A 13155-nucleotide genomic window follows, 5' to 3' on the forward strand; every position below is an offset into this window, starting at 1 on the left:
CAAGGGCCTGAACCTTTTGGGCATTTGATCGTTGGCCCTGATGACGAAGGCCGTGCGCCTTCCCGTTAGGAGACGATCAATGAGCCTGCTGCAATGGGCCGTCGCAGGAGCGGCCGGGTACGCGATCTACCGCGCTGTCCAGAAGAAGAACGAAACCGGCCCCGTGGCCTTTGCCGATGGCGAGGACGCCGGCGGGAACTTTGCCAAGGTGCGTTCGGCCGGGACCGAGGGCATGCGTTCCGACCCCAAGGGCTGGGACAATGTCGACCAGGCTTCGGACGAGAGCTTCCCGGCCAGCGATCCGCCGGCAACGTACTGAGCTATCCCGCCTGAACAGGAAAAGGGCCGCTCCATCGCTGGGGCGGCCCTTTTTGTTTGGTTGGTTGCCGGGTCAGCGAACGCGGACGGGCACGTACTGGGCAGGCTGGCCACGACGCTGGATGCGCAGAAGTACTGCCTCACGCTTTTCGGTCTTGGCCTGACGCACGATGCGTTCGAGATCGGCAATCGAGGTCACGTTGACGTAGTTGGCCGAGAGCACGATGTCGCCGCGCTGCAAGCCCTTGGCGCCCGCATCGGACGAGCCATCGACTGCGGTGATGACCACACCCTTGGCATCTTCACCCGCGCCGAGCTGGCGCGCGATCTGCGGGGTCAGCGGGATCGCGGCGATACCGAGCGAGCCTTGCAGCACGTTGCCGGTCTGGGGCTGTTGCTGCTGCTGGCTGTTGCCGCCGAACGGGTTGTCGTCACTCGCTTCGGGGTCGAAGCTCTGTTGGGCGAGTTCTTCCTCGCTCGGGCGCTTGCCGACGACGGTCTGCACGGTCAGGCGCTGGCCGTTGCGCAGGACTTCGACGGGAATGCGCTTGCCCGGTGAGGTGTTGGCCACGAGGAACGACAGCGTCTGGTCGGGCGTGACATCCTTGCCATCGACCTTGACCACGACGTCGCCCGCCTGGAGCCCGGCCTTGGCCGCGGCCTGACCCGGTTCCACGGCCTGAAGGAATTCGCCGCGATTCTTGGGCAGGCCAAGCGAGGCGGCAAGGTCTTCCGACAAGGGCTGGATGCGCACGCCAAGGTAGCCACGTTCGATCGCCTGGCCGGCGCGAAGCTTTTCGACGATTGGCGAGGCGATCTCTGCGGGAATTGCAAAGCCGATGCCGACACTGCCGCCGGTGGGTGAGAAGATGGCGTTGTTGATGCCGATGACGTTGCCGGCCATGTCGAACATCGGGCCGCCCGAGTTGCCGCGGTTGATCGACGCGTCGGTCTGCAGGTAGCGGTCGTAGGCAGAGCCCGAACCGGTGTTGCGATAGACCGCCGAGATGATGCCCTGCGTGACGGTGCCGCCAAGGCCGAAGGGATTGCCGATGGCGATGACCCAGTCACCCACGCGTGCCTTGCGCGAATCGCCGAACTTCACGAACGGGAAAGCGGTGGGTCGGCTGATCTTCAGAACGGCAAGGTCCGATGCGGCGTCCTTGCCGATCAGCTTGGCCGGGTATTCGGTGCCATCGGGCGTGGTGACGGTGATCGATTCGACCTCGCCCTGACCGTCGGCGGTGATGACGTGATTGTTGGTCACCACATACCCATCGGCCGAGATGATGAAGCCCGAGCCCAGCGACTGCGCTTCGCGCGTCTGCGGGGTGCCACCGCCCTGGCCGCCGCCGAACAGGTCACCGAACGGGGTGCCCGCGAAGGGGTTGTTTTGCTGAACCTTGACGCGCTGGCGGGTGGAGATGTTCACCACCGCCGGCTGCAGCTGCTGCGTAAGGTCGGCGAAGCTGGAGGGCGCACCGGCGCGCGGCACTACGGTCCGCATCTCGGACTGGTCATTCTGGGCGACCTGAGCCCCTGCCGGGAAGCCTGTCACCAGGGTCAGTGCGCTGCCTGCAAGCAGCAGCGCCGAAGTCACACCATAAGCGTATCGCACGTGGCCTGGTCCTCTTTGTCTATCATGCGCCGGGGGCGGCGCGGCTGACGTCTAGCGTTGTCGATTCACGCGCCTTGCGATGAACGGACTTTGAATGACGATGTTCCGCATCATTCAGGAAACGCGTGTTGATTGCGACCTATTTGCCCTTGAACTGCTTGAGATACTCGTTGTCGGGCGACAGCACGATCGATGTGCTCGACTCCTGCTGACCGAACACGGCATCGTAGCTGCGCATGGCGCGGTAGAAGTCGTAGAAGCCGGCGTCCTTGTTGAAGGCTTCGGCATAGGTCCTCGCGGCATCGGCCTCGGCTGTGGCGCGAATGATCTGCGCCTGCTTCTGGCCCTGCGCGCGGATCGTGGCGGCTTCCTGCTGGCGCGCTGTGGCCATGCGGGTGAAAGCGGATTCGAGCGGGGTGCCTTCGGGAAGGTCGGCCCGCTTGATGCGCACGTCGATGACCTGCGCGCCGTATTCGCGCGCTTCACGGTCAAGCCCTTCGCGGATCTGCTCCATTGCCCGGCCACGATCTGCGGTCAGCAGCGAGCCAAAGGTGCGCTTGCCCAGCTCCTGGCGCAGCGCGGAGTTGAGGATCGGCTGGAGCTGCTCGGCAACGCGTTCGGTCGTCCCGGCGGTCTGCACCATGCGCACCGGATCGATGATACGGAAGCGGGCAAAGGCGTCGACCTCGAGACGGCGCTGATCGGCCGACAGCACCTGCTGGCGCTCCATGTCGAGATCGAGGATGCGCTTGTCGACCTCGATCACCTGCTCGACAAAGGGGATGCGCCAGACGAGGCCGGCACCGGTCTGCCCGAAATCGGCCTTGGGCTTGAAGCGGTTGACGACGCGTTCGGGCTGGCCAAGCCGGATGACGACGGCCTGGGTGGTTTCGTCGACCACTTTCACGCAGCTTGCCGCCGCGACGATCGCCACGCCGATCGCGATGATCGAGGCCTTGTGAACGGCCCACAGGTTCTGCAGCGCGCTCACGGCTGGGTCTCCTCGGTGCTGCGTTGCGTCCGCTTCATTTCGGGCAGTGGCAGATACGCCTGGGTGTTGGGTGATTCGAGGATCACCTTGTCGGTCTTGCTCAGCACGCGTTCCATGGTTTCATAGTACATGCGGCGGCGGGTCACCTCGGGGGCGAGCTTGTACTGCTCGTAGACCTTGTCGAACGCGGCGGCTTCGCCCTGAGCTCCTGCAGTCAGCTGCTGGGCCTGGGCTTGGGCGCGGTTGATCGCGCTCTGTGCGTCCTGCTGGGCGGCGAGCACTTCCTTGAAGGCATCGACGACCTTGGCCGGCGGATCGGTCTTCTTGATGTCGACACCCTGGATCATCACGCCCGAGCGATAGGCATCGAGCACCTTCTGCATGCGTTCGCGCACGTTCAGTTCGATCTGCTGGCGACCGGCGCCCATCGCATCGTTGAGGTTCACCTCGGCAATGGACTGGCGCATCGCGGCTTCGGCGACTTCGCGTACGGTCTGGTCTGGATCGGCAAGCTGGAACATGTAGAGCTTGAGGTCCTTGATGTTCCAACGGACCAGGTAGGTAAGGTCGACGAGGTTCTGGTCGGCGGTCAGCATCAGCTTCTCGCCATCGCCCTCGGGAATGGATTCGCGGCGGATCGAGGTCACGTCCTCGACCTTGACCGACTGGATCGGCCAGGGAAGCGTGAGCGCGGTGCCCGAATCAATCGTGCGCGAATAGGATCCGAACGTGGTGACCACGCCCTTTTCCTGCGGGGCGATCAGGTGGACCATCGATGTTCCAAGCCACAGCGCGACGACCAGTCCGATGCCGAGCGGTGCCCACGACTTGCCATCGGGGCGCTGCGGCAGGCGGGGAATGTTGGGTCCACGCGGGCCGCCCCCATTGCCGCCACCCTTGCGATTGCGGAAGATGTCCTCGATGTTCGGCGCGCGGCGCCCGGTGTCTTTGGAGCCGTCCTTGGACGCATCGCCCGACTGAGGAGGCAGCCAAGGGTTGCGCGGGCCATCGCTGCCGGCAGGCGGCGATGGCGGTGCCTCGCCAGAGGGGGGCGAAGCATCGTTGCCACCCCCAGAGCCCCACGGGCTTTTCTTGCCTGTCATGAAAAGGCCCCGTTCCCGGCCAAAACGCGCGATCAATCCGCCCAAGTCTGTCATGTCTTCGTTATAGGAAGGCTTGCGGCGAAAAACAGTGTCCATTCCCGAAAATTCATCTGCTAGGGGCAGGGAAACGGTGCCGGATGTCGGCCAACCTTTGCGGGAAACGAAGTGGCAATAGAAGAACAGGCATTGCGCGATGCGCTGGGGGCAGTTGCCGGGGACCGGTTGCAGGCGGTGAAAGTTGCCGGAGACACGGCGACCGTGATGCTCGAGGTGGGCGGGCTGGAGCGGCTCGACCGTGACAAGCTGGAAATGGCGGTGCGCGACGCGGCAAGAAAGGCTGGCGTCAATGACCTGCGGCTGGGCATGACGGCAGAGCGCAAGTCGAGGGTGATAATCGCCGTCGGATCGGGCAAGGGCGGCGTCGGCAAGTCGACGCTTTCGGCCAATCTGGCCGTGGCGATGCACCGGCTCGGGCGCAAGGTCGGGCTGGTCGATGCCGATATCTATGGTCCCTCGCAGCCACGCCTGCTCCTGACCGAAGGTCGCAAGCCCGAGGCCGATGACAACAAGATCCATCCGGTGCAGAGCCCGTGGGGCATTCCGATGCTGTCGATGGGGCATCTGGTGCAGCCGGGACAGGCGATTGCCTGGCGCGGACCGATGGCCGGCAATGCGCTGGGCCAGTTGATCGATGCGCATTGGGGCGAGACGGAAATCATCGTGGTAGATCTGCCGCCCGGCACCGGCGATGTGCAGCTGACAATGCTTTCCAAGCACAAGCCGGCCGGCGCGGTGATCGTATCGACCCCGCAGGATCTCGCGCTGATGGACGCGACCCGCGCCATCGGCCTGTTCGAGCAGGGCAAGGTGCCGCTGATCGGCATGGTCGAGAACATGGCGGGCTATGTCTGCCCGCATTGCGGGGAAGAAAGCGATCCGTTCGGCGTTGGCGGGGCGGAGGCTGCTGCCAAGACGATGGGCCTGCCTTTCCTCGGCCGCGTGCCGCTCGACATGACCATCCGGCGCGAGAGCGATGCCGGCAACCCACCGGCGGCGGGGGACGGACCGCAGGCCGAGGCGTTCCTGTCGATCGCGCGCGGCGTGCTCGCCTGGCTCGACGGGAAGCGCTGACCCAGATGCGGCTGACGCGGCGGGGGCTGCTGGTGGGGGGAGGGGCAGGCGGCGCCCTGCTGATCGCGTTCCCGCTGCTGCCGCGCCGCCATCCCGTGCCGCTGACGGCGGGCAAGGGCGAGCATATCGTCGACGCTTTCCTGAAAGTGGGGCGGGCCGGGAAAGACTGCATCCTGACTGTGGCCGTGCCCCTGTGCGAGATGGGGCAGGGAATCACGACGCTGGTCGCGCAGATCGTGGCTGACGAGGCCGGAGCAGACTGGCGCAAGGTGGCGGTGGAAGCCGCGCCGATCAGCCCTGCCTATGCCGATGCCGTGCTTTCGGCGAAGTGGGCGCCGCTGTGGATGCCGGCCTGTGCCTCGCTGGGCGATGACGCTGACGGCATGCTCGCGCGGCTCCACGCCGAACGCGGGCCGATGATGATCACGGCCGATGGCACGGCGCTGGCCGCATTTGAGGCGCCCTTGCGCGAAGCGGGCGCGGCGCTGCGGGCAATGATGGCGCAGGCCGCGGCGGACAAGTGGGGCGTGGGCTGGGAGGAGTGCGAAGCGGCAAACAGCTTCGTGACGCACGGCAAGAAGCGCGCTTCCTTTGCCGAGTTGCTCGATGCTGCGGTCGACTTCGATCCCCCCGACGTGCCGGTGCTGCGCGCCGAGCCGCAGCGCGAGCGGCCGGGCCAGTTTCCCGAAAGCTCCCCCGCGCGCCATCCCCGGCTGGACCTGCCGGCCAAGGTCGATGGCAGCTTCACGTTTGCCGGCGACGTGCGCCTGCCCGGCATGGTCCATGCGGCAATTGCCCATGGCCCACAGGGGGCGAGCGTTCTTTCCAGCTACGACAAGCAGGCCGCTGCCGGAGTGCGCGGTCTGATCACGGTGGTAAAGGCAAGGCGCTGGCTGGCTGCAGTGGCGAGCGACTGGCATTCGGCGGACAAGGCGGTGCGGGCCATGGAACCGCGCTTCAGGGCCGATGGCCCGATCGCCGATTCCGAGAAGGTGCTGCTCGCGCTCGACAAGGCGCTGAACAAGGGCGAACCTGAGCGTATCATGGCCGAGGGCGATCCCGACGAGTTGCTCGCCAAGCCTTCGCTGAGCGCCCGCTATGACGTGGAGCCTGCCTTTCATGCCCCGCTCGAAACCGCCAGCGCCACGGCGCGGATGCGCGACGGCCTGCTCGAGCTGTGGATCGCGACACAGGCACCCGAGCGCGCACGTCGGGCAGCGGCGCGGGCGGCGGGCCTCTCGCGCCATGACGTCATCGTCTATCCCATGCACGCAGGCGGCAGCTTCGATGCACGGCTGGACGTGCGTATTGCCGCCGAAGTTGTGACCATCTGCACAACCATCGGCAAGCCGGTACAGCTGACCTGGTCGCGCTGGCAGGAATCGCTGGCAGGCATTGCGCGCACGCCGGTTTCGGCACAGCTCGATGGTGCGCTGAGCCCGGACAAGATGCGCGTGCTTGGCTGGCGCGCACGGCTGGCGGTTTCGGCGACGGCGATCGAGTCCGGTGCAAGGTTGCTGGATGGCTGGGGGGTAAAGCCGGCGCTCGACTTGCAGGATCAGGTCGATCCGATGGCCTGCGAAGGCGCGATGCCGCTCTATCGCATCCCGGAAAAGGCGGTGGAGCAGGTGCCACTGGCGCTGCGCCAGCCGACGGCGCGCTTCAGGGGCCAGGCGCACGGCTATACCGCCTTCTTCACAGAGTGCTTTATCGACGAGCTGGCCCATGCCGCGGGCAAGGAGCCGCTATCGTTCCGCGTCGGCATGCTGGAGGGAGAGCCGCGGCTGGTGGCCTGCCTGCAAGGCGCCGGACGGCTGGCGCAGTGGGGCGGCGGCATCGAGGCATCGGGGCAGGGCATTGCCTGCCATCAGATGGAACTGGCAACCGGTAGCGGCAAAAGTCGCAAGGGCCTCGTCGCGGTTGTGGCCACGGCACGCAGCGAGGCGGGCGTGGTGCGCGTCGATCGGTTGAGCGCCTACGTCGACATCGGCCGCATCGTGAACATGGACCTGGCCCGCCAGCAGATCGAAGGGGGGCTGATGTTCGGCCTGGCCCATGCTGTGGGCGGGGCGAGCGGCTATGCCAAGGGCCGGCCACTGGCGGGCAGACTTGCGCAATTGGGGCTACCCCTGCTTGCCGATTGCCCCAAGGTTGATATTGCCTTTGCCGACAGCAACGAAGACCCGTTCGACCCCGGCGAGCTTGGCATGGTCGCGGTGGCTCCGGCCATCGCCAATGCCCTGTTCTCCGCCACGGGCGTGCGCTTTCGCCGCCTGCCCCTGATTTCCGACGGCCTTTGAGGCCAAGGTCCGAACCTATCCCAAGGATTGCAATGGAACGTCCTGCCGATCATCCGAATGTGCTTACCGGCAAGGTCGGCGTGCTTGTCGTCAACCTCGGCACGCCTGATGCCCCCGATGTCGAATCGGTCAAGCGCTACCTCAAGGAGTTCCTGTCCGACCCGCGCGTGGTCGAGATTCCAAAGTTGCTCTGGCAGCTGATCCTTCGGGGATATATCCTCAACACCCGGCCCAAGAAATCGGCCCATGCCTATTCGCAGGTGTGGAGCGAGGACGGCTCGCCGCTGGCCGCGATCACCAAGGCACAGGCGCGGGCGTTGCAGGAGCGGCTGGGCGATGCCGCAATCGTGCGGTACGCGATGCGCTACCAGTCGCCGGCAATGGCCAAGGAGCTGGACGCGCTGGTGGCAGCGGGGTGCGAGCGCATTCTGGTGGCGCCGCTCTACCCGCACTATTCCGGTGCAACGACGGCTTCAGCGCTCGATGCCGTGGCCGACTGGATCAAGGCACGCCGCCGCCTGCCGGCACTGCGTACGCTGCCGCCCTATCATGACGATGCGGCCTATATCGGCGCGCTCCACGCCGACATGACGCGGCAGATGGCAAGCCTCGCGTTCGAGCCGGAACTGCTGCTGCTGAGCTATCACGGCATGCCGGAGCGCACGCTGTATCTGGGCGATCCCTATCATTGCCACTGCCAGAAGACCTCGCGCCTGCTGGGCGAGCGCTTTGCGCAGAGCCACCCCGGCCTGCGGCTGGTGACGACGTTCCAGTCGCGCTTCGGCCGGGCCAAGTGGCTCGAACCTGCGACCGACACGGTGCTGACCGTCGAGGCGGAGAAGGGCACGAAGCGCGTGGTGATCGCGGCGCCGGGCTTTTCGGCCGATTGCCTCGAGACGCTTGAGGAACTGGCAATCCGCGGCAAGGAGGATTTCGAGGCGGCAGGGGGCACCCACTTTGCCGCGCTGGAATGCCTGAATGCGGGGCAGGCGGGCATGGACCTGCTGGAGACGATTACCCGGCGCGAACTGGCCGGCTGGATCTAAATCGCCTCTTGGCCGCTGCTGACAGGCGTGTTAATTGCTCGGTTAAACCAGAATACCGGGAGACACCATGGCCAGCATCGCGCCCGAAGCTGCTGCTTACCTGCATACCGAGCGCGCCAATCCGCACTGGGTGCGGCTGGGCGGCGATCACAAGCTTGATCACATTCCGGGTGAAGACGGCTGGCCGGTTCTCGGTACCACGCTGATGCAGCTGGCCGATCCGCTGGGTTTCCAGAAGCGCATGGTCGATACTTACGGCCCGGTGTTTCGCACGCGCAGTTTCGGGCGGCGCGGGGTCAACCTGATCGGGGCGGATGCCAACGAGCTGGTGCTGTTCGACCGCGACAAGCTGTTCTCGAACGAGCAGGGCTGGGGGCCGGTGCTCAACCTGCTGTTTCCGCGTGGCCTGATGCTGATGGACTTCGAGGCGCACCGGCTTGACCGGCGTGCCTTGTCGATCGCGTTCAAGCCCGAGCCGATGCGGGCTTATTGCTCCGTGCTCAACACCGGCATCGCCTCGGCGGTGGAGCGGTGGGGCGGCTCGATGCGCTTCTACGATGCGATCAAGGCGCTGACGCTCGACACGGCGGCCTCGAGCTTCCTGGGCCTTCCGCTGGGGCCGGAGGCGGACCGGCTGAACAAGGCCTTCGTCGATATGGTGCAGGCCTCCGTCGGCGTTGTGCGCAAGCCGCTGCCCTTCACCAAGATGGGCAGGGGCGTGGCCGGACGGCGGCTGATGGTCGAATACTTCGGGCGGCTGGTGCGCGAGCGGCGAGCCAATCCCGGGCAGGACATGTTCAGCCAGTTCGCGCTTGCCACGCGTGATGATGGCTCGCTCTTGCCCGAGGACGTCGTGGTCGATCACATGATCTTCCTGATGATGGCCGCGCACGACACGATAACCTCTTCGGCGACAGTGCTGTTCTGGCAGCTCGCCAAGAATCCCGGCTGGCAGGACAGGCTGCGGGCCGAGGCGCGTGCGGTGACGGGCGGTGATGGGTTGCCCTTGGCCTATGAAGACCTGGGCCGCATGGACCTGACCGAGATGGCGTTCAAGGAAGCCCTGCGCTTCATGCCGCCGGTGCCGAACATGCCGCGCCGGGCGCTGCGCGACTTCCGCTACGGTGGTTTTGACATTCCGGCCGGCACCCCGGTCGGCATCAGCCCGGCTGCGGTCCATGCCGATCCGGCGCATTGGGAGCGGCCCGAACTCTTCGACCCGCTGCGATTCACCGCGGACAAGGTGGCTGCGCGGCACAAGTATGCCTGGGTGCCGTTCGGCGGGGGCGCGCACATGTGCCTCGGGCTGCATTTCGCCTATATGCAGGTCAAGCTGCTGGCCAGTCACATCCTCACCCGCTTCGAGGTGCGCATGGCCCCGGGCGCCGAGCCGCAGTGGCAGGCCTGGCCCATTCCGAAGCCGCGCGACGGGTTGAAGGTGGAGATGCGCCGAATCTGTTGACGATTCGGGCGCCCACGGTTAAGGGGCGCGCTTTCCGGCGGGACTTCCCGCCATTTGATGAGATTCACGCGGCCGCTTCTTGCGCCCGCAAGAGGACGAGAAACAGGAAACCATGGCCAACACGCCGCAAGCCCGCAAGCGTATCCGTCGCAATGAACGTCGCGCCGAAATCAACGGCAACCGCCTTTCGCGCATCCGCACTTTCGTGAAGAAGGTCGAGAATGCCCTGGCCGGTGGCGACAAGACGGCTGCTGCTGCGGCGCTCAAGGAAGCCCAGCCCGAGCTGGCGCGTGGCGTTGCCCGTGGCGTGCTTCACAAGAACACCGTGGCGCGCAAGATGTCGCGCCTGTCGAAGCGTGTCGCCGCGCTCTGATTCGGTGAAGGCGATTCGCCGCAGATAGCGGCGGATCGGATTGCTCCGACGGCACAAATAAAGAACATGGTCGGCGATGAATATCGCCGGCCATTTTCATTTGTGTCGCATACGGAAAATCCCTCTCCGCATTGTTACAGTGTGCAGGCGCAACAAGTCACGGAATCTACGCGATTCGCATGGCATTTACTTGCTGAATAAGTAAAAGTGCTTGAAAAACAAATACTTGATGCATCTCTGCGGGTTAGGGTGAGTCAAGGGCATTTATTTCAGTTTTTTTGCCCTTACCCCGCTTGCGCGAAGGGCCCTTGCGCCAATAGACAATGCGAACCGGGAGCGGGAATCACTGCAAACCGGTGTCACTTGAAATCTTTCGACCAAGGCCTGTCACACGTGGTGAGGCAGGGCAGGGATCATTCGTGCCTGCGTACGGGGGTGTACGCAGGTCTAGACAGTCGGGGCAGCGAAGCGTGAAGATTGACGATTTCGCAGGGGGAAGCGCGGGCAGCGCAGCGATCAACTTCGATCGCAACACAACAAGCCGGAAGGGACGCGACAACACGATGATCGAGGACCAGGAAGCGCTGGATCTGGCAGCAGACTGGGCCGACATCAGCCAGGGTCTGAAGAAGGATCTGGGGCCGCAGTTGCACGCACAGTGGATCAAGCCGATCCAGTTGGGCGCGTTCTGCAAGGAAACCGGAACGCTCGACCTGTTCCTGCCGACCGAATTCTCCGCCAACTGGGTGGCCGATCGCTTTGCCGATCGCCTTAGCCTGGCATGGAAGATCGCACGTTCGGAAGTGCGCCAGGTGCGCATCACCGTGCACCCACGCCGCCGTTCGATGCCCGAACTGCGCGTTGGCGCCGAAGCGCCAGTACCGGTGCGCGCGCCGGCCACACCGGCGATGATCGATACCGCGCTGTCGGGCCTCGATCCTTCACTGACTTTTGCCGAATTCGTGTCGGGTTCGGCCAATGTGCTGGCGGTCAACGCCGCGCAGCGCATGGCTGCTGTCGAAACGCCGCAGTTCTCGCCGCTCTATCTCAAGGGCTCGACCGGCCAGGGCAAGACGCACCTGCTCCACGCCATCGGTCATGCCTTTGCCGCCAACAAGCCTGGCGCGCGCATCTTCTACTGCTCGGCCGAGCGGTTCATGATCGAGTTCGTCCAGGCCATGCGCTCGAACGAGATGATCGAGTTCAAGGCGCGCCTGCGCGGCTTCGACATGCTGCTGGTCGACGATATCCAGTTCATCATCGGCAAGGCCAGCACGCAGGAGGAATTCCTTCACACGATCGATGCGCTGATGAGCGCAGGCAAGCGTCTTGTCGTCGCTGCTGACCGCGCGCCGCAGGCGCTGGACGGTGTCGAGCAGCGCCTGCTGTCGCGACTGTCGATGGGCCTCGTCGCCGACATCCAGCCCGCCGACATCGAGCTGCGCCGCAAGATCCTCGAGCATCGCCTCAACCGCTTCGGCAATACGCAGGTGCCGGCTGATGTGATCGAGTTCCTCGCCCGCACGATCAACCGCAACGTGCGCGAGCTGGTGGGCGGCCTCAACAAGCTGATCGCCTATGCGCAGCTGACCGGCCAGCCGGTCTCGCTGCAGCTGGCCGAAGAGCAGCTGACCGACATCCTCTCTGCCAACCGCCGCCGCATCACGATCGACGAGATCCAGCGCACGGTATGCCAGTTCTACCGGGTCGACCGCACCGAAATGGCATCCAAGCGTCGCGCCCGCGCCGTGGTGCGCCCGCGTCAGGTGGCGATGTACCTCGCCAAGGTGCTGACTCCGCGCTCCTACCCGGAGATCGGCCGCAAGTTTGGCGGTCGGGATCACTCGACGGTGATTCACGCTGTGCGCCTGATCGAGGAACTGCGCACGCGCGATGCCGACATGGACGGCGACGTTCGCACCTTGCTGCGTCAGCTGGAAGACTAAGAGGCAAGGGATGCGAGGGGTTAGCCCCTCGTATTTCTGCTTCTTCTTCCCTAACTGCGTCGCATGACGCCAGACCGCCTCGATCGTTTCGCTCGCCATATTGTCCTGCCCGAAGTGGGGGCGATGGGGCAGGCGCGGCTTGCAGCATCGCACGTCGTACTGATCGGCATGGGCGGCATCGGCTCGCCCGCGCTACAGTATCTTGCCGGGGCCGGGGTCAGCCGGCTGACCCTGATCGACGACGACGTCGTCGAGGCGAGCAACCTGCAGCGGCAGACCATCTATACCGAAGCCGACATCGGCAAGGCAAAGGCCGAGGCGGCAGCCGCGTGGGTGCGGGCTTTCGATCCTGCCTTGGCCGTCATCGCCCATGTTACCCGCATAGCGCGCGACAACGCCGCTGATCTTATCGCCGATGCAGATGTCGTGCTCGATGGTTGCGACAATTTCGCGACGCGGCTCGCCGTATCTGACGCCTGCGTGAAAGCGGGCGTGCCGTTGACCAGCGCAGCGCTGGGGCGGTTTCAGGGGCAGGTGGCAAACTTTGCCGGGCACCGCGAAGGCGAGGCCTGTTACCGCTGCTTCGTGGGCGATGCCTTCGATGCCGAGGATTGCGATACCTGCGCCGATCTTGGCGTGTTGGGCGCAATGGTCGGCATGGTCGGGGCTTTCGGGGCGATGGCAGCGATGCGGGTGCTGCTGGAAGGCGTTTCGACGCTGGGGGATCCACAGTGGGGCCAGTTGCACGTTCTGGACGGCCTGAAGCCCTCTCTGCGTGCGATGCGCATTGCGCGTGACCCCGAGTGCAATGGGTGTGGCCCAACTCTCTGAGAGCGTGCCCGAGGCAAAAGAAAAGGGCGCGGGGAC

11 protein-coding genes are annotated in these 13155 nt (G+C 65.2%); 8 read left to right on the forward strand and 3 right to left on the reverse strand.

Annotation, left to right across the window (positions count from 1 at the left end):
• Positions 1-79: 79 nt before the first annotated feature.
• A complete protein-coding gene (locus tag B9A23_RS12225) occupies positions 80-319 on the forward strand; it encodes a hypothetical protein (protein ID WP_084279349.1) in 240 nt (79 codons plus the stop codon).
• A 72-nt stretch (positions 320-391) separates the two neighbouring features.
• On the opposite strand, the gene B9A23_RS12230 is transcribed toward B9A23_RS12225, so the two are convergent.
• The 3 genes from B9A23_RS12230 to hflK form a co-directional block, all read right to left on the reverse strand.
• Positions 392-1936, reverse strand: a complete 1545-nt coding sequence (locus B9A23_RS12230) for a Do family serine endopeptidase (RefSeq protein ID WP_176217978.1) — start codon at positions 1934-1936, stop codon at positions 392-394.
• 139 nt (positions 1937-2075) lie between these two features.
• The gene (gene hflC / locus B9A23_RS12235) at positions 2076-2918 is read right to left on the reverse strand and encodes a protease modulator HflC (RefSeq protein WP_084279561.1); all 843 of its coding nucleotides are present in this window, start codon (positions 2916-2918) and stop codon (positions 2076-2078) included.
• 5 nt (positions 2919-2923) lie between these two features.
• Positions 2924-4030: an FtsH protease activity modulator HflK gene (gene hflK, locus B9A23_RS12240; RefSeq protein ID WP_084279562.1), complete on the reverse strand. Its 1107-nt coding sequence runs from the start codon at positions 4028-4030 to the stop codon at positions 2924-2926.
• A gap of 198 nt (positions 4031-4228) precedes the next feature.
• On the opposite strand from hflK, the gene B9A23_RS12245 reads away from it, so the two are divergent.
• The 7 genes from B9A23_RS12245 to B9A23_RS12275 all read left to right on the forward strand — a co-directional run bounded on the left by B9A23_RS12245 (position 4229) and on the right by B9A23_RS12275 (position 13119).
• Positions 4229-5161 carry an Mrp/NBP35 family ATP-binding protein gene (locus B9A23_RS12245; protein WP_303245900.1) on the forward strand — a complete coding sequence of 311 codons (933 nt, stop codon included), beginning with the start codon at positions 4229-4231 and terminating at the stop codon, positions 5159-5161.
• A 5-nt stretch (positions 5162-5166) separates the two neighbouring features.
• Positions 5167-7461 (forward strand): xanthine dehydrogenase family protein molybdopterin-binding subunit, encoded by a 2295-nt coding sequence (locus B9A23_RS12250; protein ID WP_084279351.1) that lies wholly within the window; start codon positions 5167-5169, stop codon positions 7459-7461.
• Positions 7462-7493: 32 nt separating this feature from the next.
• The gene (hemH, locus tag B9A23_RS12255) at positions 7494-8507 is read left to right on the forward strand and encodes a ferrochelatase (RefSeq protein WP_084279352.1); all 1014 of its coding nucleotides are present in this window, start codon (positions 7494-7496) and stop codon (positions 8505-8507) included.
• A gap of 67 nt (positions 8508-8574) precedes the next feature.
• A complete protein-coding gene (locus tag B9A23_RS12260; RefSeq protein ID WP_084279353.1) occupies positions 8575-9969 on the forward strand; it encodes a cytochrome P450 in 1395 nt (464 codons plus the stop codon).
• Between the two features lie 112 nt (positions 9970-10081).
• Positions 10082-10342, forward strand: a complete 261-nt coding sequence (gene rpsT, locus B9A23_RS12265; RefSeq protein WP_084279354.1) for a 30S ribosomal protein S20 — start codon at positions 10082-10084, stop codon at positions 10340-10342.
• Positions 10343-10905: 563 nt separating this feature from the next.
• On the forward strand, positions 10906-12288 hold the full coding sequence (gene dnaA, locus B9A23_RS12270; RefSeq protein WP_139797464.1) for a chromosomal replication initiator protein DnaA: 1383 nt from the start codon (positions 10906-10908) through the stop codon (positions 12286-12288).
• Positions 12289-12351: 63 nt separating this feature from the next.
• The gene (locus B9A23_RS12275) at positions 12352-13119 is read left to right on the forward strand and encodes a HesA/MoeB/ThiF family protein (protein ID WP_084279356.1); all 768 of its coding nucleotides are present in this window, start codon (positions 12352-12354) and stop codon (positions 13117-13119) included.
• Positions 13120-13155 lie beyond the last annotated feature (36 nt).

The organism is Novosphingobium sp. B1 (assembly GCF_900176395.1).
In the GTDB taxonomy this organism is placed as follows: Bacteria; Pseudomonadota; Alphaproteobacteria; order Sphingomonadales; family Sphingomonadaceae; genus Novosphingobium.

Excerpts from the sequence above, each read along its gene's own strand:
- B9A23_RS12225 (WP_084279349.1), top strand. The coding sequence starts at position 80 with ATGAGCCTGCTGCAATGGGCCGTCGCAGGAGCGGCCGGGTACGCGATC.
- hflK (WP_084279562.1), bottom strand. The coding sequence starts at position 4,030 with ATGACAGGCAAGAAAAGCCCGTGGGGCTCTGGGGGTGGCAACGATGCT.
- B9A23_RS12250 (WP_084279351.1), top strand. The coding sequence starts at position 5,167 with ATGCGGCTGACGCGGCGGGGGCTGCTGGTGGGGGGAGGGGCAGGCGGC.
- hemH (WP_084279352.1), top strand. The coding sequence starts at position 7,494 with ATGGAACGTCCTGCCGATCATCCGAATGTGCTTACCGGCAAGGTCGGC.
- B9A23_RS12260 (WP_084279353.1), top strand. The coding sequence starts at position 8,575 with ATGGCCAGCATCGCGCCCGAAGCTGCTGCTTACCTGCATACCGAGCGC.
- rpsT (WP_084279354.1), top strand. The coding sequence starts at position 10,082 with ATGGCCAACACGCCGCAAGCCCGCAAGCGTATCCGTCGCAATGAACGT.
- dnaA (WP_139797464.1), top strand. The coding sequence starts at position 10,906 with ATGATCGAGGACCAGGAAGCGCTGGATCTGGCAGCAGACTGGGCCGAC.
- B9A23_RS12275 (WP_084279356.1), top strand. The coding sequence starts at position 12,352 with ATGACGCCAGACCGCCTCGATCGTTTCGCTCGCCATATTGTCCTGCCC.